Source organism: Faecalibacterium longum (assembly GCF_040094125.1).
Lineage (GTDB): Bacteria > Bacillota > Clostridia > Oscillospirales > Ruminococcaceae > Faecalibacterium > Faecalibacterium longum.
The window spans coordinates 66,737-88,173 of the sequence record NZ_JBBNIH010000165.1; the positions used below are offsets into that span (position 1 = coordinate 66,737).

Consider the following 21,437-nt stretch of genomic DNA (forward strand, 5'->3'; position numbering starts at 1 on the left):
ATTTTCTCTCCTATTTTAATAAATCCCGCCGGGCTTTCCAGTCCGGCATCAGCTTCGCCACTTCGGCCCAGAAAGCCGGGCTGTGGTTGGGCTGCAAAAAGTGGCAGTACTCATGCACTACTACATAGATCTGTGCCGCCTCGGGCATATTGTAGAGCTGGAGCGCGAAGGTGATCTGGCGCTTCGCCATATGGCAGACGCCCCAGCGGCTGGTCATGCTGCGCACTTTGATGGTGGGCTTCTGCCCGCCCAGTACCCCGGCAAAGGCCGGGTAGACCTTGTCGCTCATGGCCGTGAAGTGGGCCAGGGCGGCCGCCTTGTCGGGCAGTTCCTCCTGCCGCTTTTCGCGGGCGGCCTGCCGGGCCTGTGCGGCCCGTATCCACTCCGCCTCGGCGATGACGTAGGCGTCAGCCGCTTCCAGCGTCGTGCGCAGGGGGATGCTGAGAGCCACGGTGCCGTCCCGTCGGACGTGGAGGTTGAGCCGCTTGACCCGCCCCCGCGTCAGCTCATAGGGGATGCCCCCGGCCACTCGCAGCATCACGCGCCCTTTTTGCATCTGCGCAGCTCCGCAAGGGGCAGCTGAGACAGCACAACGGCGGCGAAGATGAGGGTGCAGCCTGCGCTCTCCCGCATCGAAAGGTTCTGGCCCAGCAGCAGCCAGCCGCCCAGCGCACTGAATACGCTTTCCAAGCACATGATAAGGCTGGCGATGGCGGGGTTCAAATCTTTCTGGCCAAGGATTTGAAGCGTATAGCCCGCGCCGCTGGACATGACGCCGCAGTAGACCACAGGCAGAAAGTTTGCGCCGTACTCTGCCAGCGTGGGCGTCTCGAAGATCAGCGCCGCCGCAGAGCTCTCCACAGCCACCACGATGAACTGGATGAGGCTCAGCCGCACACCGTCCACAAGCGGCGAAAAGTGGTCGATGGACATGATCTGGAAGCTGAACAGCACGGCGCAGCTGAGAAGTATCCAGTCGCTGGTCTCAATGCCGCCGAAGCCGTTCTTCATGCAGAGCATATACAGGCCCGCCACAGCGATGACCATGCTGACCCAGAGCTGAGCGCTGCCCTTCCGGCCCAGAAAGAGGCCGAACACCGGCACCATCACAACGTACATGGCCGTCAGGAACGCGGCCTTGGCCGTGGACGGGTTGATGGTGATGCCGATCTGCTGAGCCGCAGAGGCCGCGAACAGGAAGGTGCCGCAGACGAGGCCCGCCACCAGCAGGGTCTTGCGCTCCGACTTCTCTTTCGGCCAGCCGTAGGGCTGGCCCTGTTTTTTGCGCACGGCGTCGAAAGCGAACACGGTAGGGATCAGCACAAGGACAGCCAGCCAGCTGCGCCCTGCGAGGAAGGAATAGGCCCCCATGCCGGAGCCTGCGCTCTGGGCTACGAAAGCCGTACCCCAGATAAAGGCACAGAGCATCAGCATGAGCGAATGTTTGGTCTGTGTCTTCATCCTATGCCCTCCACTTTGAGTCCGCCATAGAGGTAGTAACGGCTGGAATCGTAGGAGATGGTCAGACGGTAGCTGGCCGCCGGGTCCAGCCCGGAGATGACGCAGCGGTAGTTCTGACCATCGGTCTTGATATAATAGGTGCTTCCGTTGACGTACTGTGCGCCGCCGGCCACCTTCTGCCAGACGGACACCTTGTACCGCTGGGTACCCTCGGCGGTGCCGTAGCCGGTGATGGTCAGGCTGCCGCCCGGGACGGTGAAGTAATCGGTCTGGCGGCTCCAGATGCCGTTGAACACGAGGTTCAGGCTCCCATTCACCGCCGCCGAGGCATACTTGGCCGAGGCGTCAGCAATGCCCTCGAGGTTCAGCGGGTCGCTGGTCAGTTCGGCCCAGCGGGTGCTGTCCTCTTCCTGCACCTCATTGTCCGCGCTGTTCTTCATGTCCAGCACAGTCTTGACGCCGGACGCAGCCACAAGCAGTACCAGCACCGCCACGACGAGCAGGACGATTCGCTTTATCTTTTTCATGATCTTTTATCCTCAAATTTTGTTTTAACACGAGGTTTTACACGATTTATATAGTATACCGCATTTTATGCTCCCATACAAGAGTTCAGGCTGTAGTCAGAGCGGCCAGCGCCGCACGTTCGGCGTCGGCAAGCTCCGGCTGAGCCGACCGGAACAGCGAATCGTACCGGTAGAGCGCCCATCCGCCCGCGCCGAGGCTGTGCAGACTTTCCACCTGCCGGGCAAGAGCGCTGCCCGTACACCACTGGCTCTGGCTGTCCTCGTTGGCACCGCCGTCGCCCTCGCCGATGCGATAGGCTCCCAGCCCGAAGTAGAGGGCCGTGGATGCCGCCCTGGGCATGGCCAGCCACTCCGGCACGATGTTCTCAAAGGCGAAGCGGGTGCTGCCCGACTGGAGGGTATAGCCGCAGCCCCAGTATATCTGCGGGCAGAGGTAGTCCACCACGGCGTTTTCGCCCTCGGCGGCCAGCCATGCTTTCACGTCGCTGTACTGCTGTCCAAAGTCGTTGTCGGGGTTGCCCTGCGGGCTGACGCCGAAACGGAGGGTAGCGTCGGCGGCTTTGACGGCGTCGTGGGCCGCTTTCACCAGCGTGGTGACGTTCTGCCGCCGCCATGCGGCTAGATCCCCCGCGCCGCTGGCGGCGAACTGGGCCGCGTCCAGCGCAGCGTCTGTCGTGGGGTAAAAATAGTCGTCGAAGTGGATGCCGTCCACAGCGTAGTTCTGCACCAGCTCGGCCACGCCCTGCACCACATAGTCTGCGGCTTCCGGGATAGCCGGGTTCAGGTACAGCCCCTCGCCCACGGCGCAGACCCACTCGGGATGTACATTGACAAGGTTATTTTCCGCCAGCGCGGGCGGCATCTTCGCCGAGGAGCGGAGGCGGTAGGGGTTCACCCACGCTTCCAGCGAAAGGCCCCGGCTGTGTGCTTCGGTGATGAGGACGTCCAGCGGGTCGAAGCCGGGGTCCTGCCCCTGTACGCCGGTGCAGAGATGGCTCCACGGGAAGAGGGTGCTCCTGTAAAGAGCATCCCCGAAAGGCCGCACCTGCGCGATGACGGTGTTCAGCCCGATGGACAGACAGTTGTCCATCAGCGTCACCGCACCGGCACGGAAGGCTTCTTCGGACGAAAAGTCCATCCCGGCCCATTCCAGATAGCTCACCCAGACGGCCCGCCATTCACCCGAGGGCAGGGCGGCGTTTGGCTCTGCTTCGTCCGTCGGCGGCACCGACGACGCCGAGGCGGTCTGTCCCCGACCCAGCATCACCGCTGCCCCGGCCAGCGCGGCACAGCCGGCCCCGGCCAGGAACGCCCGCCGCCCGAACCGGCCCCGCCGGGCGCGGCGTCTTCTCCGCCGCTGGGTCATGCGTCCTCCTGCATCTTATAAAGACTCAGTGCCGCCCAGCCCCGGGCGCAGGCCAGCAGCACCCAGAGCAGGTTCGTCCAGAAGCCCAGCGCGGCCATGCCGCCGTATTTCGCCATCAGCAGGAAGAACAGGTGGAGCGCTTCGGCGGCACCCACCAGCTGCAGCTGGCGCTGGATGGCCATGCCGCGCTTATACTCAGTGCTGAGCAGCAGCGGCCAGGCCAGCGCAGAGCAGAGGTAGCCCGCCCAGCCGTTGACCATGTAGCTCACCATCAGCAGCACGAACACGCCGGTGAAGTTGCGTTTTTCCCAGCTTGCAGAGCCTTTCTCCGCCGCGAGGAAGAGGGCCGCGATGCCCGCCGCGGCGAATGCGATCTGCTCGATGAGGCTGAAGCTGGTGCCGCTCAGGACGGCAAAGCCGTTGAGCATAGAGGCCGCTGCGGAAGCCAGCAGCAGGAAATACCAGGTCTTTCGCGTGAATTTGAGTTTCATATCGTTCCTCCCGCCCGCAGAAAGGGCGCAGGCTGCCCATCAGTTTTTGGAATTTTTCAAATATTATAACACATTTTGGGGCGTGTTGTGTTACAATAAGGAAAACTCGACACAAATTCCATCGGGAGGCGCACATGAACGCTGTTTTTTCCATCCTTCTTCTCGCGGCCATTCTGGGCTTTATCGTATTTCTGCTGTCTAAGAAAGACCAGAACCGCCGCAGCCAGTACGGCCCCAGCGGCCTGTCCGAGTTCCGCACCGACCTGCCGCTGGACGACTGCTTCGACCGGCTGGACCAGCACAGCCCGGACGATGTCTTCGCCTACGAGTGCCGCCGGGAGAACGACGGCGGCTTCACCCTCCACCTGACGCTCCATCAGCCCACCCAGCAGCCGCTGGACACCCTCTACACCCTCCGGTTCGACCCGGGCCGCCAGACCATCGTGACCCTCATCTTCATCCGGGAAGCTTTTGGCTACAAAGAGCCGCTGTTCCAGCCCGCGATGCTGGACGAGTTCATGCTGCACAAGTTCGACGCCCGCCGCACAAAATAATTCCGGCAAAAGGATTTGCTTTTTTCTGATTTTTTGGTATACTTATAGTTAGTCCATGTGCGGCAGACCGCCGTCTTCGTGGGCCAGTAGCTCAGTTGGTCAGAGCTGGCGGCTCATAACCGCTTGGTCGCGGGTTCAAGTCCTGCCTGGCCCATAACAAAAAGAACCCCGGCCTAGGCTGGGGTTCTTTTTGTTGTCGATGAAATGATATGCTCATCTTATCACTTTCCGCAGCGTCCCAAACAGCCGCTTCACATCAACAGGCTTTGCCAGATGGGCGTCCATGCCGACGGAGAGGGCTTTCTGGCGGTCTTCGTCGAAGGCGTTGGCCGTCATGGCGATGATGGGAATGGTGCGGTAATTGCCCGACAGATTGCGGATGATCTTCGTTGCCTGATAGCCGTCCATGTTGGGCATCTGGATGTCCATGAGGATGGCATCATAATAGCCCGCCGGGTGGGCCTCGAGCGCTTCGATACAGAGTTCACCGTCGGCAGTGCGCTCCACGGTAAGGCCGCTCTCTTCCAGAATGGTCACGACGATCTCTGCGTTGAGGTCGTTGTCCTCGGCCAGCAGGATGCGGCAGCCCTTGAGCTGGGCCGCGTCGCCCTCTGCGTCCTGCTCCTCTACGCTCTTCTGGGCCTCATCCGCCAGTGGGAACCCAAGGGTGATGGTCACAGTGGTTCCTGCGCCCAGCTTGCTCTGCACGTCGATGCTGCCGTGCATCCACTCCACGAGAGCCTTCACGATGGGCAGGCCGAGGCCGGTGCCGATGACTTTGCTCTCGGTGCTGGTATGCTCACGGGTGAACTCCTCGAAGATATGGGGCAGATACTCCTCGCTCATGCCGATGCCATCGTCCTGAACAGTAAAGGTATAGCGGCCCGTCTTCGGCTTCTCAGCCGGCAGTTCTTTCACCGACACCGCAATATGTCCGCCCTCGGGCGTATACTTGATGGCGTTGCTGATGACATTCAGCAATATCTCCCGCACTTTGGTGCGGTCGCTCACAATATAGGGATGTTCGACATCCGTATGGTAGGTACAGGTCAGCTTTTTCTGCTGGACAGAGGGCTCAAATACGTCTGAGAGCGTCTGCATCAGCGCGCACAGGTCGCCGGTTTCTTCTTTCAGCACGGCCTTGCCGCTCTCGATGCGGGCCATTTCCAGCACATAGTTGATGAGCGAGAGCAGAAATGCGCTGGACGAGCGTATCTTCTCGGTGTAATCCAGCACCTTGTCCTTCTCGTCGATGTGCTTTTCCAGAAGCTCCGAAAAGCCGATGATGGCGTTCATCGGGGTGCGGATGTCATGGCTCATATTGAACAGGAAGCGGGTCTTTGCCTCGTTGGCTGCCCGGGCCTCCTGCGCAGACTTTTCAAGGGCCGCTTCGTGCTGCAGGTCCTTCTGGTGCCGGTTCATGAGCTCCCAGCAGGCATAGGCTGCCATTATGCCAATGATGGTGGCGATGGCGATGCCCAGCGAGAGCTGCTGGTCCGAGAACCACCCGGCCTTCGGGATGATTTCAAAATACCATGTATCGTTGGGGACGCTGCACGCAACTTCCAGCGCATTGCCGGGGAAATCCTCTTCGCTCTCCGCGATGACGATCTTTTCGCCGGTATAGGGGTCTTTTTTCCAGATTTGATACCGGTAGCCAGCATCCTCCATCTTGTCCAGCTCGACCTCCTCAATGAAGTTGTCCCACTGTAAAACAAGGATGGAGAAGCCCCAGAACGAGCGCTCTCCCTTTTCACTATAGGTATAGATGGGGTCGAACAACAGCGCGCCCGTGCCGCCCTGCACCAGCTCGAAGGGACCAGCGATGGTGTACATCCCGCTGTTCTTGGCAAGGTTTGCTTCCTTTTTGCGGGCGGGGTTATGCAGCATATCGAGCCCGATGGCCGCCTCGTTGCCCGCTACCGGATACACCTGGGAGACGACGCCGTCTTTCGCCAGCTCGTGGGTCTTGATGACGCTGCTGCCATCCTGCATATTGCTGGATATAACTGCAAACTCCTCTTCACGGAGCACACGGCCCGACTCAATATATTTTTTGATGAAGTCCGATTCTGCCAGATAGCGGTTCAGCTGGGAAGACACACGGCTGATGGTGGACTCGGCCGCATAGACAGCCCGCAGCCGCTCGTCTTTTTCCTGATTGAGCGAGAGCAGCCGGAGCGAAAACAGGGCCACCGCAAATGTGAGCAGGAAGGCCACTGCAGGCAGGATGACGTCCCTGCGGGCAAATTTTTTGAGTGCCATTGCTCGTTTCCTCCTGTTCCGGCATTTCCGTTTTATCCCATTATAAGAAATCCGGGTGCAAAAGTAAATCATCCGCCCCGAAAATTCACAAAAGTGTGCAATAATGGAAAAAGCCCGGTGGTTTCAACGAACCATCGAGCTTTTTCTTGGCGGAGTAGGAGGGATTTGAACCCTCGCGCCGTTGTTTAGACGACCTACGCCCTTAGCAGGGGCGCCTCTTCGGCCTCTTGAGTACTACTCCAGAGCAAAGTGCGTTACACTTATTCAAAAAAATGGCGGAGAGAGTGGGATTCGAACCCACGGTACGTTGCCGTACGGCAGTTTTCAAGACTGCTTCCTTAAACCACTCGGACATCTCTCCTCGTGGGCACTCGCACACGCCGTACCGAATGCCTATTTAATTTACCAGATTTCCGGCCTTCTGTCAAGCCCAAATTGAAAGTTTTTCGTCCAGCCCTGCAAATCTCTCTCATGCGACAACCTTTTTTTGGCTGGCTGCTCACTTTTCTCTTTACAAAAACATCTTTTTGTTGTACAATAAAAGCATAAAATATTGACCTCGGAGTAAAGGAGTGTACGACCATGTCGTTTTCAGAGCTTTTGAAGCAGTGCCGCAAGCAGAAGGGGATCAGTCAGGCTGAGCTGGCATCCAAACTGGGGGTGACCCAGCAGGCCGTCGGCAAGTGGGAAAGCGGCAAATCCTCCCCCGACCCCGCCACGGTGGCCCGCATCGCTGAGATCCTGAGCACCACAGCCGATTTCCTGCTGGGGCTCTACCGTCCGGTGTCCAACGTGACCACCCCTGAGGAGCGTTTCTTCGGCAACTACGCCGAGAGCCTCATCCCGGTCATCGGCACCGTGAAGGCCGGGTACGGCGCACTGGCCTTTGAGGAGGATTATGGGCAGGAGTATGCCCGCGTCAAGGACCCCTCCAACTACTTCTACCTCGTCGTGCGCGGCGACAGCATGGAGCCCCGCATTCAGGACGGCGACCTCGCCCTTGTCCACAAGCAGGACACGCTGGAAAACGGCGACCTGGGTGTGCTGGTCTACGGCGACGAGGGCGAAGGCACCCTCAAGCGGTATATCCAGCGGGGCAACTGCGTCGTTCTGCAGCCCTTCAACCCCGCTTACAACGATCTGGTCATCAAGGGTGAGGACCTGAACCGCCTGCACATCGCGGGCCGCGTGGTCGAGACGAAGGCCAAGTGGTGAGTCTCTCCCCTGCTCCACGGCGCTTCTGATCAGCAGCTGTGGGGGTAAGGGGGGGATATACCTTTTTGGGAGGTATCTTTCTATGGAACAGTCCCTAATGGACAAGCTCACCATCTTGGCCGACAGCGCAAAATATGATGTGGCCTGTACGTCCAGCGGCGCGTCCCATCCGGCGAAGCGCGGCACCATCGGCAGCTGCTATGCGCCGGGCTGCTGCCACGCCTTTACCGCCGATGGCCGCTGCGTCAGCCTGCTGAAAGTCCTGATGAGCAACTGCTGCGCCTTCGACTGCAGCTACTGCGTCAATCGGAAGTCCAACGACGTTCCCCGGGCCACTTTTTCGCCCCGGGAGCTGGCAGAACTGACCATCGAGTTCTACCGCCGCAACTACATCGAGGGACTTTTCCTGTCCAGCGCCGTGCTGGGGACCCCCGACTACACCACCGAGCGGATGCTCACCGTTCTGCGGCTGCTGCGGAACGAATATCACTTCGGCGGCTACATCCATGCCAAGACCATCCCCGGCACCAGCCCCGAGCTCATCCAGCAGATGGGCTACCTCGCCGACCGCCTCAGCGTCAACGTCGAGCTGCCCAGCGAGCAGAGCCTCCATCTTCTCGCCCCCGACAAGGGCCGCCACTCCATCTTCCGGCCCATGAAGCAGATCTCGGTGGCAGGTGAAGAGAGCAGGCAGGAGCTGACCCTCTACCGCCACGCGCCCAAGTTCGCTCCCGCCGGCCAGAGCACCCAGATGATCGTCGGTGCGTCGCCCGAGACGGACTACCACATTTTGCAGCTGTCCGAGGGGATGTACCAGAAATACGGCCTCAAGCGGGTGTTCTACTCGGCCTATATCCCGGTATCGGATGACACCCGCCTGCCCGCGCTGGACACGAAGCCGCCGCTCCTGCGGGAACACCGGCTCTATCAGGCCGACTGGCTGCTGCGGTTCTACCAGTTCAAGGCCGACGAGATACTGGATAAGGACAACCAGAGCTTCAACCCCTATCTCGACCCGAAATGCAACTGGGCCGTCCAGCACTACGGGCTGTTCCCGGTGGACGTGAACCGCGCCCCCTTCGAGATGCTGCTGCGGGTGCCGGGCATCGGCCCCAAGAGCGCCCGCCGCATCCGGGACGCCCGGCGGCTGTCGTCCCTCGGCCTCGACGAGCTGAAGCGGATGGGCGTCGTGCTCAAGCGGGCACAGTATTTCATCACCTGCCGGGGCTTTTCCGGGGCGCACCCGGGCCGGGGCAGCGCCGGACGGGAGCGCATCACCCGGACGCTCATCGACCCCAACGTCTTCAGCGCCGGGGCCGAGCAGCTGAGTATGTTCGCACCGCCCGCCGTTGACCGGCTGGTGGAACAGGGCGTGCCGCCCCGGGCGGCCCAGCGGATGGTGCGGGAGGAGGCGGTGCAATGTCTGGCGAGAGCACTGTGATGCCGCCCCGGAAGCTCCACGACGCCGATGTGGTCTACCTCTACGATGGCAGCTTTGAGGGCTTTCTGTGCTGTGTATTCGAGAGTTTCGCCCAGCATGAGATCCCCTTCGCTGTCTGGACGCCCCAGCGGGAGACGGCCACCCTTTACCCCGTCCGGGACATCGAGACGGACTCTTCCAGAGCGCAGCGGGTCTTTTCGGCCCTTGGCCGGAAACTGGGCCGGGAGACGGAATATCTCGTCAGCCGGGATTTTCTCTCCGGGCAGGAAGATAAGGAATTGCTTCTCATCCGCTTCCTGCATCTGGCCTTCGCCCTCGGCCCCGGCACGGTCAAGCGGATGGGCCACCCGGATGTGGCCCCGCTCTACGAGATGAAAAAGAGTCTCGACTGGGAGGTGGACAAGTTTCAGGGCTTCGTCCGCTTCGAGGAGCACGACGGGATGCTGGGTGCGGTCATCCACCCCAAAAACTATATCCTGCCTCTGCTGCGGGGGCATTTCTGCTCCCGCTTTCCGGAAGAGAACTTCATGATATACGACGCGGTCCATCAGGCGGTATTGCTTTATCAGGAGCACAAGGCCCAGCTTCTGGAGCTGGCTGCGCCGCTGGAGCTGCCCCCGCCCAGCGCCCGGGAACAGGAGTTTCAGGCTCTCTGGAAGCAGTTCTACGACACGCTGGAGATCAAGGCCCGCCACAACGAAAAGGGCCGGATGACCCACTGTCCCAAGCGTTTCTGGCAGGATATGGTAGAAATGCGGTGATTCTTTACAAAAAGGTTGCATCTGCGCCGTTGCGCTCTGCAAAAGGTATGGTATACTAAAGGGGAGCTTCGGCAGAGCATCTGCCGCACCCACCCCGAAACGGGCTATGATAAAAGGAGCATTGTTAAAACTATGGTTCGCATTACTATGGAAGACGGCGGCATCATCGACATCGAGCTGAACGAGGAAGCTGCCCCCATCACCTGTGAGAATTTCAAGAAGCTGGTCGGTCAGGGCTTCTACAACGGCCTGACCTTCCACCGCGTCATCCCCAACTTCATGATCCAGGGCGGCTGCCCGCTGGGCAACGGCACCGGCGGCCCCGGCTGGAACATCAAAGGCGAGTTTGCCGCCAACGGCGTCAACAACCCCATCAAGCACGTCCGCGGCGTCATCAGCATGGCCCGCAGCATGAACCCCAACAGCGCCGGCAGCCAGTTCTTCATCATGCATAAGGACGCACCCCATCTGGACGGCCAGTACGCCGCTTTCGGCAAGGTCGTCGCCGGCATGGACGTCGTGGACAAGATCGCATCCGTCCCCACCGACTGGAACGACAAGCCCAAGACCCCCGTCAAGATGAAGACCGTCGAGCTCATCGAGGGCTGATTTTCTGCACCTATGGCTTTCCCTTTGGGGAAAGCCTTTTTTGCATCCACAGGAGGAACTTCCATGAAGTACGATTTCACCACCCTGCCCGACCGCCATGGCCGGGACGCCATCGCCGTGGACGGGCTGGGCAAAGGCTTTGCGCCCGACGCACCGCAGCCCGGCTTCGATGCCATCCCCATGTGGGTGGCAGACATGAACTTCGTCTGCCTGCCCACCATCCAGCAGGCCGTCATCGAGCGGGTCCAGCACCCGGCTTTCGGCTATTTTGACCCGACGCCCGAATACTACGGCTCCATCATCCGCTGGCAGGAGACTCGCAACGACGTCACGGGTCTGACCGCCGAGGCCATCGGTTACGAGAACGGCGTGCTGGGCGGCGTCATCAGCGCACTGAACTGCGTCTGCTCCCGGGGCGACAAGGTGCTGGTCCACAGCCCCACCTACATCGGCTTCACCCGCTGCCTGACCGACAACGGCTATGACATCGTCCACTCCCCGCTGGTGCAGGACGAGAATGGCATCTGGCGGATGGACTACGCCGACATGGAAAAGCACCTCGCCGAAGAGCACATCCACGCCGCCATCCTGTGTAGCCCCCACAACCCCTGCGGCCGCGTCTGGGAGCGGTGGGAGCTGGAAAAGGCCATGGAGTTGTACAAAAAGTATAATGTCTACGTCGTATCCGACGAGATCTGGTCGGACATCATCCTCTCCGGCCACAAGCACATCCCCACCCAGTCCATCAGTGAGGACGCCCGGATGCGCACTGCCGCCCTCTACGCCCCCTCCAAGACCTTCAACCTCGCCGGTCTCATCGGCAGCTATCACATCGTTTATAACCCGTGGTGGCGGGACCGCATCAAGAAGGAATCCTCCCTCTGCCACTATAACTCCATGAACGTCCTCTCGATGCACGCCCTCATCGGTGCCTACCGCCCCGAAGGCTATGAGTGGGCCGACGAGCTCTGTGAGACGCTGACCGGCAACGTGGATTTCGCCTGTGACTACATCGCAAAGCACTTCGAGGGTGTCCATGTGACAAAGCCCGAAGGCACCTATATGCTCTTTGTGGACTGCACCGACTGGTGCGCCGCCCACGGCAAGACCATTCAGGACGTGGAGAAAGCCTGCTGGGCCGTCGGTGCTGCCGTGCAGGACGGCGTGATGTTCCACGGCCCCTGCCATCTGCGCATCAATCTGGCCTCGCCCCGCGCCCGCATTGAAGAGGCGTTCCACCGGATGGACAAGTATGTGTTCAACGCAAAGTAATTTCAAATAATATTTATACAGAAAAAGAGGCTGTTGACTCAACCTCTCAGTCTCGCATACGCTCGACAGCTCCCCTAGTAGGGGAGCCTCTGGCGAAAAGAGAAGGCTTTCCGCCATGCCAAAGCCTCCCCTCGATAGGGGAGGTGGCACGGCGCAGCCGTGACGGAGAGGTTAGAACAACAGCCTCTTTATTTTTATTGATGCATTTTTACCAGCCGCTCGTTCAGCGCCCGCAGGCCGTCCCGCACCTCGGCGGGCGAGACGACTTCTATCTTGCCGCCGAAGCCGCAGACCCAGCCGTAGAACTGGTCGCTGACACAGACGGGGACGTCGAAATGGAAATGTTCCTTCCCTTCCGGCACGAAGATGGGCGAAGCGCCGAAGCGCTCCCGCATGGCTGATTCAAGGTCGGAAGTACACCGCAGGGTGACTCTATACTCCGGCCCGCCGAACATCTGGAAGTGCTTTTTCAGGTAGGCGGGCAGGTCGAGATCCGCGAACTGCTCTTTGCCGCGGCGGGGCTCGTCCAGCACCGTGACGCCGGCCATTTTATCCACCCGGTAATGGCGGATGCCCACCGGCTCCTTCTCGTCCTGATAGGCGATGAGGTAGTAGCAGCCGTTCTCCCACGCCATCTGCCAGGGGCTGATGGTGTAAGGCGCGGGGCGTCCCGCCTTTTTGTAGCGGAAGCGCACCATCCTGCCGGTGTTGATGGCCGTAAAGAGGGCATCCACGCTGTAGGGCAGGTCTTTGTTGGCGCTCTTGGGGCGGCCATCGACATAGACCTGACGCTGGAGCTGACTGCCCTCATACTGGGAGGCCAGCCCTTCCAGCTTATGGATGAGCTTATCACTGGACGCTTTCGAGATGACCCGGCTGGACTGGACAGCGTCCACCAGAAGCTTCAGCTCCGCCAGCTCGAAAGGCCGCGTCGCCATCCAATAGCCGCCGCTGCGGCCCCGGCGCAGCCGGATGTCATAGCCCAGCGCGTTCAGCGCGTCGATGTCGCTGTAGACGCTCTTTCGCTCGCAGAGGATGCCCTGCCGGGCCAGCAGCTCCACCAGCTGAGGCACATTCAGCAGATGCTCCTCGTCGGTCTGCTGCTCAAAGATATGCAGCAGCGCCAACAGTTTGGATTTTTGTCCCTCCTGCTTGGGCATGGGCGGCCTCCTTTACGGTCACGAGTCCTTTTTGTCGAATGCGGCGCGGCGCTGGGTGGACAGACGGAACATCTCTTCCAGCTTGTCCCGGTCATCGGCCACGAGGGCGTCCCGCAGCTGGTCCAGAGCGGAATCGAACTGGTCGATCTCGGCGATGAGGTTCTCCTTGTTCCAGAGGAACAGCTCCGCCCACATCTTCTCGTTGATGCGGGCGATGCGGGTCAAATCGCGGAAAGAGTCGCCCGTGTACTCGCAGAGAGAAGAGTTGTCGTTTGCACACATGAGGCTGACGGCGATGGCGTGGCAGAGCTGGCTGACGTAGCCGATCATCTTGTCGTGCTCCTGCACCGTCAGGGTGCAGATGTGGCGGAAGCCCAGCACCTCGGCCAGCTCTTTTGCCCACTGGACGGCCTCGGGGGTGTTCTTCTCGGTGGGGGTGATGATGAAGTTGGCCGGGGCAAAGCTGACCTCGGCGGCGTGCTCGACGCTGGAAGTCTCACGGCCTGCCATCGGGTGGCTGGCGATGAACTCCACACCCTCCGGACACATGGCCTGCACCGGCTCCACAAGGCCGGTCTTGACGCCGGAGACATCGGTAAAGATGCAGCCGGGCTTGATGAGATAGCCGTAGGTCTTGAACCAGTCGATGAGGGCCGTGGGGTAGAGGCCGAAGATGATGTGGTCGGCCTGCGAGACGAGGTCCTCGAAATCGTGGGTCTTGCCGGTCTCGATATAGCCGTGGTCGAGGGCGTACTGTAAGTGGCCCTCGCTGCGGTTGATGCCGTCCACATGGAATCCGGCTTTGGAAAGCTCGAGGGCGTATTTGCCGCCCAGCAGTCCGAGGCCCACGATAAGATAACGCTTTGTTTTATCCAGCATATTCTACCTCCGCGCCTAACGGCTTGATGGCTTCAAAGAAATGGGGCCAGCTCTTCTGCACGGCCTCGGCGTCGTCGATGGAGAGTTCCAGCCCGGCGGCCAGCGCCAGCACCGCAAGGCTCATCACCACACGGTGGTCGTTGTGGCCATGGAGCGGCGCGGCGGGGGCGTGGAGCCTGTCTGCACAGCCGTGGATGGTGATGGTGCCGCCCTCGCTCTCGAGGACGCCGCCGCAGGCCCGCAGTTCGGCTTCCATGGCTGCAATGCGGTCGCTCTCCTTGATACGGAGACGTTCCGCGTTGCGGATGGTGGTGGTCCCTTCGCAAAGCAGGCCCAGGACCATCAGCACGGGGCCGAGGTCGGGGCAGTCGGCAAGGTCAATGTCCACACCGTGGAGAGGTGCTTTCTCGAACACGATGCCTGCATCGGTGGTGCGGAAGCTTGCACCACAGCGGCGCAGAATGTCGAGGATCGCGGCATCGCCCTGCAGGGTGTCGGCGGATAATCCTTTGAGGGTCACGCCGCCCTGCACCGCTCCCAGCACCGCCGGGAAGGCCGCCTGGCTGTAATCGCCCTCCACGGTGTAATCGCAAGGCCGGTATTTCTGCCCGCCCGGGATAAAGAGGGTGTTTTCGTCCTGCCAGCGGCTCTCGACGCCGAAACGGCGCTGGGCTGCCCGGGTCATCTCGATATAACTGCGGCTCTCTACCGGCGGGATAAGGTGGAGGGTGCTGTCGCCTGCCAGCAGCGGCAAGGCAAACAGCAATCCGCTGATGAACTGGCTGGACACGTCGCCCGCCAGCTCGTATTCGCTGCTTTTCAGAGTTCCTTCGACGGTCAGGCCCGCCGAAGACTGTTCAAAGCGGAGAGACTGCTCCTGATACAACTTCTCGTATACTGTCTGAGGGCGTTCCATCAGCCGTCCGCGGCCAACAAAGGTCACTTTCTGCCCGGTGAGGCTGGCAATGGGGATGAGAAAGCGCAGGGTGCTTCCACTCTCACAGCAGTCCACCGGAGCGCTGACGGGCAGAAAGCTCCCCAGACCCTCCACGACGGCACGATCCGCACCGGTGCGCACTTTGGCGCAGAGCTGCCCGGCGGCGGAGAGGGTGGCAGAAATATCCTTGCTGAATTCAAGGTTTTCGATGTGGGAAGCACCCTCGGCCAGCGCCGAGCAGAGCACCGCACGGTGCGCCATGCTCTTGCTGGGCGGCGCGGTGATGGTGCCGCCGATGCCGCCGGGGGCGCGTTTTATCGTAGCATTCATATCACATATCCCGGCCAATAGCCCATGCGACCTGACGGCACTTTGCCATAGCCTGCGCAAAGGCGTCGGGGGTCAGGCACTGTGCGCCGTCGCTCCATGCGTGGCGGGGGTCGTAGTGGACTTCCACCTCAAGGCCGTCGGCACCGGCGGCGACAGCGGCGATCATCATGGGCTCCACAAGGTTTGCCTTGCCGGTAGCGTGGCTGGGGTCCACGATGACGGGCAGATGGGTCTTCTCGTGGATGATAGGCACAGCGGAGAGGTCGAGGGTGTTGCGGGTGTACTTCTCGAAGGTGCGGATACCGCGCTCACAGAGGATGACCTGCTCGTTGCCGCCGGCCATGATGTACTCGGCGCTCATGATCCACTCTTCGATGGTGTTGCAAAGGCCACGCTTGAGCAGAACGGGCTTGTGCATCTTGCCCACAGCCTTGAGCAGCTGGAAGTTCTGCATATTGCGGGCGCCGATCTGCACCACGTCCACATATTCCTCGAACTCGGGGATGCGTTCCTCGCTCATCAGCTCGGAGACGATGGGCATACCGGTGGCCTCGCGGGCCTTTACCATGTCAAGGATGCCCTCAGTCTCGAGGCCCTGGAAGGAGTAGGGAGAGGTGCGGGGCTTGTAAGCGCCGCCGCGGAAGAGGGTCGCACCGCCGGCCTTGACGCCCTGTGCGATGCGGAGGGCCTGCTCTTCGCTCTCGATGCTGCAGGGGCCGGCCATAACAGCGATCTTCTCCTTGCCGCCGATCTTCACGCCGCCGCAGTCGATGACGGAATCTGCCGGGTGGAACAGGCGGTTGGCACGCTTATAGGGGGCAGAAACACGGGTCACGTTGTCGATCCAGGGGTTGGCTAGGACGTCGCGCTCGTCGATCTTGGTGGTATCGCCCACGAGGCCGAAGACATTGTAGTCCTTGCCGGTGATGAGGGTGACGTCGAGGCCCTGCTTTTCGAAGCGGTCAACGATTTTCTCGAGTTCTTCCTTCGGGGTACCCTTTTTGGTGGAGATGATCATAAAATTTTTCCTTTCTATCCTTCTTTTCCACGCCCTCTTTGCTCCGCTTTCCAGCAGAAGAGAGTCGATTTTTACATCACTAAATGGGTGTGCGCACTGCCGTCCAGCCGCAGCAGCTGGGCCAGATAGGCGGCAGCGTGGAGATAGCCGCTGATGCCCTCGCCGATGAAGTGGCCCTGACAGCCGAACGAGACGATGTCCGTCTTGCGGAAGGACTCGTGCTCGTCGGGCTCGCTGAGCAGCACTTCCACGGCAGGCACGCCGCAGAGGCGCAGCGCGTCGAGGATGGCGACGCTGTAGTGGGCGTAGCCGCCGGGGTTCAGGATGATGCCATCGGCCCGGCCTGCGGCAGACTGGATCTCGTCGATGAGGTCGCCCTCGTGGTTGGACTGGAAAAATTCCACTTCCATGCCCATCTGGGTGCAGCACAGCTCGAGGTAATCCAGCAGACCGTTATAATCCAGCTGACCGGCCACACCCGGCTCGGTGAAGTGCATCATGTTGAGGTTGGGGCCGTTAATGACTAAAAATTTCATCCAGTGCCTCCATTGCGGCGGTCACGGCGTCTTCCACCGTGCCGCTGTTCGGGATAACGGCGTCTGCCGCCGCGAGATACAGGGGGCGGCGCTCCGCCTCCATCTTTTTCAGCGCCTCGGTGCTGGACGAGAGCGGACGTCCGCCGCCCACCGTCAGCGCATCCAGGGGCCGGTCGAGGAAGAGCACGACGCCGTTCTGATGCAGCGCCCGCAGATTCTCGCCCCGCTTGATGATGCCGCCGCCGCAGGAGAGCAGCTGTCGGCCCTCTTTGGCAAAGCGGGCGGTCTGGGCGGATTCCTTCGCACGGAAGCCGTCCTCGCCCTCGGCGGCGAAGATGTCGGGGATGCTGCGGCCATCGGCCTTGACGATCTCCTCGTCGAGGTCGATGAACTTTTTGCCCAGCTTTTCGGCCAATGCACGGCCCACGGTAGATTTTCCGCTGGAGGGCATTCCGATGAGGGCCACGTTGAGCATATCGCGGCGGAGTGCGGCAGTGATGCGGCCGATCTCCCCTGCTGCGTCGTCGAACTTCCGGCTGAGGAAGTATTCGGCGGCGTACACGGCCTGCGCCACCAGCATCTCGAGGCCGCCCACAGCCACCGGGGTCCCGGCCTCTTCGGCCCGGAGGATGAGTTCCGTCTTATCGGGGTTGTACACCACGTCCAGTACAGCTTCCAGCCCGGGCATTTTTGCCACGTCCAGACTGCACACGCCCACGTTGGGGTACATTCCGGCGGGGGTGGTGTTGATGACGATTTGTGCGCCGCTGAACACAGCCTCTTCATAGGAGAGCTGGCCCTTGGCGGCGTCCGGCGTCCGGCTGACGGTGAGCACTCTGGCCGCGCCCTTGTCGCGGGCGACGGCGCTGGTGGTGTTGTGGGTGCCGCCGGTACCGAGGATGAGGACGGTTTTGCCCGCAAAATCGACGCCGTGGGCGTCGCACAGGTGGGCAAAGCCGAGATAATCGGTGTTGTAGCCGTAGAGCAGGCCGTTCTTGTTGACCACAGTGTTCACCGCGCCGATGGCCTTGGCACGGGGGTCGATGTAGGTGCAGTATTCCATCACCAGCCGCTTATAGGGGATGGTGACATTGATGGCCTTGAACTGCCGCCTGGTCAGGAAAGCCCGGGCTTCCTCTTCGGTGGGAAGCGGGCAGAGGTCGTAGCGATAGCCGCAGAGCATCTCATGGATGATCTTCGAGTAGGAATGGCCCAGTTTCGAGCCGATGAGTCCGTATTCCATCACAGTCCCTCCCTGCGGTAGCTGGTGGGCCGCTCCATCCATGCGGTGCCATAGCGGGCGGTCATCAAATCGCCCACAGCCAGCGCGGCGGCGCAGGTCTGGACGATGGCGGCGCGAGGCACGATGCAGGGGTCATGACGGCCCTGAATGGAGAGGGGCGCGTCCTGCTTTGCAATGTAATCCACCGTCTCCTGCTCTTTGTAGATGCTGGGCGTCGGCTTGACAGCGGTGCGGAAGACGACAGGCATTCCGTTGGTGATGCCGCCGTTGATGCCCGCGTTGTGGTTGGTGGCCGTGACCACCGAATCGCCCTTCATGCGGAAGGCATCGTTGGCCTCAGAGCCTTTCAGGTCGGCGAAGCCGAAGCCGGTGCCGAACTCAATGCCCTTCACGGCAGGCACCGAAAACGCCATGTGGGAAATAAGGCTCTCTACGCTGTCAAAATACGGCTCGCCCACACCGGCGGGCAGGCCGAGAATGGCTGTTTCAAGGATGCCGCCCACGCTGTCGCCCTCCGAACCGGCGGCACGGATGGCCGTTTTCATCGGCTCTTCGACGGAAGCATCCAGCAGGGCGAAGCCCTCGTCCCTGCTTTCCAGCACGCTCACCTGAGCGGCCAGTGCGGCGGCATCGTCCAGCGCAAAGGGCGTATCGGAAATGCCGGCACAGCGGGCGATGTGGGTGGTGATGTCGATGCCGGCGCGGTTCAGCGCACCCAGCACGATGGCACCGCCTGCCACCAGCGCGGCAGTGATGCGGCCCGAAAAGTGTCCGCCGCCCCGGGCGTCCTGAAAGCCGTGGTATTTGGCGTAGGCGGTATAGTCCGCGTGGCCGGGGCGGAGAAGGTCAGCCGTCTTGGCGTAGTCGCCGCTGCGGGTGTTCTGGTTCTCGATCATCAGGGCGATGGCCGTGCCGGTGGTGTGACCGTTTACGACGCCGGAGAGCAGCTGTACGTTATCAGCCTCCACGCGGGGCGTCGAAAGCCCGTCGCCCCGGGCGCGGCGCTTATCCATGCAGGCGGCAATGAATTCCTCGTCCACCGGCACACCAGCGGCCATGCCGTCCAGCACACCGCCGATGGCCCTGCCGTGGCTCTCGCCGAAGATGGTCAGCGCCAATGCGCTGCCAAAGGTGTTTTTCATGGCTTTAGTCCTCCATGCCCAGCAGGGGGCGCAGACCCTCCACCGGGATGGTCTCCGCGCGCCAGCAGCCCAGGCCCGGCACCTTGATGACGGTGATCTGGCCGCCCTGTGCCTTTTTGTCGTGGAGCATCTCGGCGTAGACCTTGTCCTTATTGTAGGCGGTACGCAGGGGCAGGCCCAGACGGCGGTAGACCGCACGGACGCGCTTCTGCAGTGCCTTGGACTCGATCATCGGCAGCATCCCCAGAGCCACGCACTCGCCGTGGTAGAGGCCCACGGTGCGGCGTCCCTTGACGCCCTTGACGGCCTCGATGCCGTGGCCGATGGTGTGGCCGAAATTGAGGGCCTTGCGCATTCCATGCTCCGTCTCGTCCTGCTCGACGATGCTCTTTTTGAAACGGAGGCTGCGGTAGATGATCTCGCCGATCTGCTCGTCGATGTCGCCCTTTTCAAAGATGGCGAACAGTTCCGGGTCGGCCAGCAGACTGGCCTTCACCGACTCGGCCAGACCGTTGATGTACTGGCGGCGGGGCAGGGTGGCGAGGGTGCTGGGGTCTACGATGACCAGCTTGGGCTGCCAGAAGGAACCGACGATGTTCTTCGTCTCCCCCAGATCCACAGCGGTCTTGCCGCCGATAGAGGAATCGATCATCGAGAGGGTGGTGGTGGGGCAGTTGATGAAGTCGATGCCGCGCATATAGACGGAAGCGGCAAAACCCGCCAGATCGCCCACGACGCCGCCGCCGACGGCGATGACGAGGTCGCCGCGGCCCATGTTGAACTCCAGCATCTGGCGCAGGACGCTTTCGAGGATCTTCATGCTCTTGCTGGCCTCGCCCTGCGGGACAGTAATAATTTTTGCGTCGCGGCACTGGTCGGCCACACGCTGTGCGTACTCGGCGGGAACGCCTGCGTCCGTCACCACCGCCACCCGGCGGTCGAGGCGGGCAAACTGGTACAGATTTTCCAGTGCGCCGTTTTTCAGGATGATGTCATAGCTGCGCTCGCCCAGATTCATGGTGAGCTTGGTGCCGATAAATCCACTCATTTTGTATACACTCCTAACAGCCGCACCGTGCGGCAGGTATGGTCCAGCTCACGCAGCAGCGCGGCGGTCTTGTCGGCGGAGGGGTCGCCCACCAGCTCGACGTAAAAATAATAATCAAAGGGGACATGGGGCAGCGGACGGCTCTTGATGGACTCCATGTCGTAGCCGAAGCGGCCAATGACCTGGATGACCTCAGCCAGCTTGCCGGGTTTGTTGTCCAGTGTGAACAGCAGCGAGAAGCGGTTGCCCGCGGTGGGCTTTTCGCGGCTGAGGACGATGAAGCGGGTGGTGTTGTCGCCGTCGGTGTTGATGCTGGGGACGAGGACTTCCAGCCCGTAGAGGGCGGCTGTCTCGGCGCTGGCGATGGCGGCTTTGGACGGGTCGCCCGACTCGGCCACGAACTTTGCGGCCATGGCCGTGTTGGGCATGGCCGTGGCGGGCAGACGGAACTGCTTTAAGAACGTCTCACTCTGGGCGATGGCCTGCTGATGGCTGTAAACGTGCCTGAGCTGGGCCAGCTGGGTGCCGGGCAGGACGAGCAGGTTCTGGGAGATGGGCAGGTCGTAGACGTCCACCACCCACAGCTCGGGGTGGTTGTAGCACAAGTCGAGGACAGCGGAGACATCGCCTGCGTGGCTGTTCTCAAACGGCACAACGCCGTGGGCGGTGTCGCCCCGGCTGACGGCATCGAACACCTCGTCCCACGTCGGGTAGCTGACGGCCTCCGCGTGGGGGAAGAGCGCCCGCAGCGCGATGTGGGCGAAAGCGCCTTCCACGCCCTGATAGGCGGCGCGGTTCCGGCCCAGCACCTCGGCTTCGTACTGCTTGGCGACATCCATCATGTTCTGGACATGGTCTTTATAGTAAGGCCGGAGGGCAGCGTTCTGGATGCGGGCCGCAGCCTTTTCCAGCACCACCGCCTCCCGCGCGGCGTCAAAAATCGGCAGGCCGTGGGCCTGTTTGTATTGGGCGACGCTGAGCACAGCGGCCATCCGCCGCTCAAACAGGGCGGCTAGCTGCGCGTCCACCGCGTCGATCTCGGCGCGGGCTTGTTCCAGTGTGTCCATCTTTCCACATCCTTTGGGTAAAGTTTCAGTTCTTACAGCGATGATACTTAGTAAGTATACCATAACCCGGATGAGGAAACAACAAGCCCGGCTCTCTTTGAGGGCAGATAATATT

21 protein-coding genes and 3 tRNA genes are annotated in these 21,437 nt (G+C 61.4%); 7 read left to right on the top strand and 17 right to left on the bottom strand.

The window, feature by feature from the left end:
- Positions 1-10 precede the first annotated feature (10 nt).
- From AAAU26_RS11630 to AAAU26_RS11650, 5 genes are all read right to left on the bottom strand, one after another.
- Entirely contained in the window at positions 11-556 is a 546-nt protein-coding gene (locus AAAU26_RS11630; RefSeq protein ID WP_223386425.1) for a M48 family metallopeptidase, read from the bottom strand.
- A complete protein-coding gene (locus AAAU26_RS11635) occupies positions 538-1,461 on the bottom strand; it encodes a DMT family transporter (protein ID WP_227618628.1) in 924 nt (307 codons plus the stop codon). Before AAAU26_RS11635 ends, AAAU26_RS11630 begins: the two co-directional genes overlap by 19 nt.
- Entirely contained in the window at positions 1,458-1,988 is a 531-nt protein-coding gene (locus AAAU26_RS11640; RefSeq protein ID WP_217209874.1) for a hypothetical protein, read from the bottom strand. Before AAAU26_RS11640 ends, AAAU26_RS11635 begins: the two co-directional genes overlap by 4 nt.
- Before the next feature lie 85 nt (positions 1,989-2,073).
- On the bottom strand, positions 2,074-3,354 hold the full coding sequence (locus AAAU26_RS11645) for a glycoside hydrolase family 10-like protein (protein WP_227618629.1): 1,281 nt from the start codon (positions 3,352-3,354) through the stop codon (positions 2,074-2,076).
- Positions 3,351-3,845, bottom strand: a complete 495-nt coding sequence (locus AAAU26_RS11650) for a conjugal transfer protein TraD (RefSeq protein ID WP_227618630.1) — start codon at positions 3,843-3,845, stop codon at positions 3,351-3,353. Before AAAU26_RS11650 ends, AAAU26_RS11645 begins: the two co-directional genes overlap by 4 nt.
- Positions 3,846-3,979: 134 nt before the next feature.
- Between AAAU26_RS11650 and AAAU26_RS11655 the strand changes: the two genes are divergently transcribed.
- Both AAAU26_RS11655 and AAAU26_RS11660 read left to right on the top strand, forming a co-directional pair.
- Positions 3,980-4,399, top strand: a complete 420-nt coding sequence (locus tag AAAU26_RS11655; protein ID WP_227618631.1) for a hypothetical protein — start codon at positions 3,980-3,982, stop codon at positions 4,397-4,399.
- A gap of 80 nt (positions 4,400-4,479) precedes the next feature.
- Positions 4,480-4,553, top strand: a tRNA-Ile gene (locus AAAU26_RS11660).
- A 59-nt stretch (positions 4,554-4,612) separates the two neighbouring features.
- On the opposite strand, the gene AAAU26_RS11665 is transcribed toward AAAU26_RS11660, so the two are convergent.
- From AAAU26_RS11665 to AAAU26_RS11675, 3 genes are all read right to left on the bottom strand, one after another.
- Positions 4,613-6,664 carry an ATP-binding protein gene (locus AAAU26_RS11665; RefSeq protein ID WP_227618632.1) on the bottom strand — a complete coding sequence of 684 codons (2,052 nt, stop codon included), beginning with the start codon at positions 6,662-6,664 and terminating at the stop codon, positions 4,613-4,615.
- A 147-nt stretch (positions 6,665-6,811) separates the two neighbouring features.
- Positions 6,812-6,905 (bottom strand) — tRNA-Ser (locus tag AAAU26_RS11670).
- A gap of 32 nt (positions 6,906-6,937) precedes the next feature.
- Positions 6,938-7,025, bottom strand: a tRNA-Ser gene (locus AAAU26_RS11675).
- A gap of 221 nt (positions 7,026-7,246) precedes the next feature.
- Here AAAU26_RS11675 and AAAU26_RS11680 point away from each other — a divergent pair.
- The 5 genes from AAAU26_RS11680 (at position 7,247) to AAAU26_RS11700 (ending at position 11,962) form a co-directional block, all read left to right on the top strand.
- Entirely contained in the window at positions 7,247-7,879 is a 633-nt protein-coding gene (locus tag AAAU26_RS11680; protein ID WP_227618633.1) for a LexA family protein, read from the top strand.
- An 82-nt stretch (positions 7,880-7,961) separates the two neighbouring features.
- A complete protein-coding gene (locus AAAU26_RS11685; protein WP_227618634.1) occupies positions 7,962-9,320 on the top strand; it encodes a putative DNA modification/repair radical SAM protein in 1,359 nt (452 codons plus the stop codon).
- Entirely contained in the window at positions 9,299-10,081 is a 783-nt protein-coding gene (locus AAAU26_RS11690) for a TIGR03915 family putative DNA repair protein (protein WP_149793950.1), read from the top strand. Before AAAU26_RS11685 ends, AAAU26_RS11690 begins: the two co-directional genes overlap by 22 nt.
- Positions 10,082-10,213: 132 nt before the next feature.
- Complete coding sequence (locus AAAU26_RS11695) at positions 10,214-10,690, top strand: peptidylprolyl isomerase (protein ID WP_149793951.1); 477 nt, start codon at positions 10,214-10,216, stop codon at positions 10,688-10,690.
- A gap of 63 nt (positions 10,691-10,753) precedes the next feature.
- Complete coding sequence (locus AAAU26_RS11700) at positions 10,754-11,962, top strand: MalY/PatB family protein (RefSeq protein ID WP_227618635.1); 1,209 nt, start codon at positions 10,754-10,756, stop codon at positions 11,960-11,962.
- Between the two features lie 194 nt (positions 11,963-12,156).
- On the opposite strand, the gene AAAU26_RS11705 is transcribed toward AAAU26_RS11700, so the two are convergent.
- From AAAU26_RS11705 to AAAU26_RS11745, 9 genes are all read right to left on the bottom strand, one after another.
- The gene (locus AAAU26_RS11705; protein ID WP_158400385.1) at positions 12,157-13,122 is read right to left on the bottom strand and encodes a helix-turn-helix transcriptional regulator; all 966 of its coding nucleotides are present in this window, start codon (positions 13,120-13,122) and stop codon (positions 12,157-12,159) included.
- Positions 13,123-13,140: 18 nt separating this feature from the next.
- Positions 13,141-14,001: a prephenate dehydrogenase gene (locus tag AAAU26_RS11710; protein WP_227618636.1), complete on the bottom strand. Its 861-nt coding sequence runs from the start codon at positions 13,999-14,001 to the stop codon at positions 13,141-13,143.
- Positions 13,991-15,268: a 3-phosphoshikimate 1-carboxyvinyltransferase gene (gene aroA / locus AAAU26_RS11715; protein ID WP_158395317.1), complete on the bottom strand. Its 1,278-nt coding sequence runs from the start codon at positions 15,266-15,268 to the stop codon at positions 13,991-13,993. The genes AAAU26_RS11710 and aroA overlap by 11 nt, the downstream gene beginning before the upstream one ends.
- Position 15,269: 1 nt before the next feature.
- Positions 15,270-16,286 carry a 3-deoxy-7-phosphoheptulonate synthase gene (gene aroF / locus AAAU26_RS11720; RefSeq protein WP_158390455.1) on the bottom strand — a complete coding sequence of 339 codons (1,017 nt, stop codon included), beginning with the start codon at positions 16,284-16,286 and terminating at the stop codon, positions 15,270-15,272.
- Between the two features lie 71 nt (positions 16,287-16,357).
- Positions 16,358-16,822 (bottom strand): type II 3-dehydroquinate dehydratase, encoded by a 465-nt coding sequence (locus AAAU26_RS11725; RefSeq protein ID WP_227618637.1) that lies wholly within the window; start codon positions 16,820-16,822, stop codon positions 16,358-16,360.
- Positions 16,803-18,065, bottom strand: coding sequence for a shikimate kinase (locus AAAU26_RS11730; RefSeq protein ID WP_227618638.1), 1,263 nt, complete (start codon positions 18,063-18,065; stop codon positions 16,803-16,805). Before AAAU26_RS11730 ends, AAAU26_RS11725 begins: the two co-directional genes overlap by 20 nt.
- Positions 18,065-19,207, bottom strand: coding sequence for a chorismate synthase (aroC, locus tag AAAU26_RS11735; protein ID WP_158395323.1), 1,143 nt, complete (start codon positions 19,205-19,207; stop codon positions 18,065-18,067). The genes AAAU26_RS11730 and aroC overlap by 1 nt, the downstream gene beginning before the upstream one ends.
- 4 nt (positions 19,208-19,211) lie before the next feature.
- Positions 19,212-20,255: a 3-dehydroquinate synthase gene (gene aroB / locus AAAU26_RS11740; RefSeq protein ID WP_227618639.1), complete on the bottom strand. Its 1,044-nt coding sequence runs from the start codon at positions 20,253-20,255 to the stop codon at positions 19,212-19,214.
- Positions 20,252-21,322, bottom strand: a complete 1,071-nt coding sequence (locus tag AAAU26_RS11745; protein WP_227618640.1) for a chorismate mutase — start codon at positions 21,320-21,322, stop codon at positions 20,252-20,254. Before AAAU26_RS11745 ends, aroB begins: the two co-directional genes overlap by 4 nt.
- Positions 21,323-21,437: the final 115 nt, after the last annotated feature.

Excerpts from the sequence above, each read along its gene's own strand:
- AAAU26_RS11630 (WP_223386425.1), bottom strand. The coding sequence starts at position 556 with ATGCAAAAAGGGCGCGTGATGCTGCGAGTGGCCGGGGGCATCCCCTAT.
- AAAU26_RS11635 (WP_227618628.1), bottom strand. The coding sequence starts at position 1,461 with ATGAAGACACAGACCAAACATTCGCTCATGCTGATGCTCTGTGCCTTT.
- AAAU26_RS11640 (WP_217209874.1), bottom strand. The coding sequence starts at position 1,988 with ATGAAAAAGATAAAGCGAATCGTCCTGCTCGTCGTGGCGGTGCTGGTA.
- AAAU26_RS11645 (WP_227618629.1), bottom strand. The coding sequence starts at position 3,354 with ATGACCCAGCGGCGGAGAAGACGCCGCGCCCGGCGGGGCCGGTTCGGG.
- AAAU26_RS11650 (WP_227618630.1), bottom strand. The coding sequence starts at position 3,845 with ATGAAACTCAAATTCACGCGAAAGACCTGGTATTTCCTGCTGCTGGCT.
- AAAU26_RS11655 (WP_227618631.1), top strand. The coding sequence starts at position 3,980 with ATGAACGCTGTTTTTTCCATCCTTCTTCTCGCGGCCATTCTGGGCTTT.
- AAAU26_RS11665 (WP_227618632.1), bottom strand. The coding sequence starts at position 6,664 with ATGGCACTCAAAAAATTTGCCCGCAGGGACGTCATCCTGCCTGCAGTG.
- AAAU26_RS11680 (WP_227618633.1), top strand. The coding sequence starts at position 7,247 with ATGTCGTTTTCAGAGCTTTTGAAGCAGTGCCGCAAGCAGAAGGGGATC.
- AAAU26_RS11685 (WP_227618634.1), top strand. The coding sequence starts at position 7,962 with ATGGAACAGTCCCTAATGGACAAGCTCACCATCTTGGCCGACAGCGCA.
- AAAU26_RS11690 (WP_149793950.1), top strand. The coding sequence starts at position 9,299 with ATGTCTGGCGAGAGCACTGTGATGCCGCCCCGGAAGCTCCACGACGCC.
- AAAU26_RS11695 (WP_149793951.1), top strand. The coding sequence starts at position 10,214 with ATGGTTCGCATTACTATGGAAGACGGCGGCATCATCGACATCGAGCTG.
- AAAU26_RS11700 (WP_227618635.1), top strand. The coding sequence starts at position 10,754 with ATGAAGTACGATTTCACCACCCTGCCCGACCGCCATGGCCGGGACGCC.
- AAAU26_RS11705 (WP_158400385.1), bottom strand. The coding sequence starts at position 13,122 with ATGCCCAAGCAGGAGGGACAAAAATCCAAACTGTTGGCGCTGCTGCAT.
- AAAU26_RS11710 (WP_227618636.1), bottom strand. The coding sequence starts at position 14,001 with ATGCTGGATAAAACAAAGCGTTATCTTATCGTGGGCCTCGGACTGCTG.
- aroA (WP_158395317.1), bottom strand. The coding sequence starts at position 15,268 with ATGAATGCTACGATAAAACGCGCCCCCGGCGGCATCGGCGGCACCATC.
- aroF (WP_158390455.1), bottom strand. The coding sequence starts at position 16,286 with ATGATCATCTCCACCAAAAAGGGTACCCCGAAGGAAGAACTCGAGAAA.
- AAAU26_RS11725 (WP_227618637.1), bottom strand. The coding sequence starts at position 16,822 with ATGAAATTTTTAGTCATTAACGGCCCCAACCTCAACATGATGCACTTC.
- AAAU26_RS11730 (WP_227618638.1), bottom strand. The coding sequence starts at position 18,065 with ATGGAATACGGACTCATCGGCTCGAAACTGGGCCATTCCTACTCGAAG.
- aroC (WP_158395323.1), bottom strand. The coding sequence starts at position 19,207 with ATGAAAAACACCTTTGGCAGCGCATTGGCGCTGACCATCTTCGGCGAG.
- aroB (WP_227618639.1), bottom strand. The coding sequence starts at position 20,255 with ATGAGTGGATTTATCGGCACCAAGCTCACCATGAATCTGGGCGAGCGC.
- AAAU26_RS11745 (WP_227618640.1), bottom strand. The coding sequence starts at position 21,322 with ATGGACACACTGGAACAAGCCCGCGCCGAGATCGACGCGGTGGACGCG.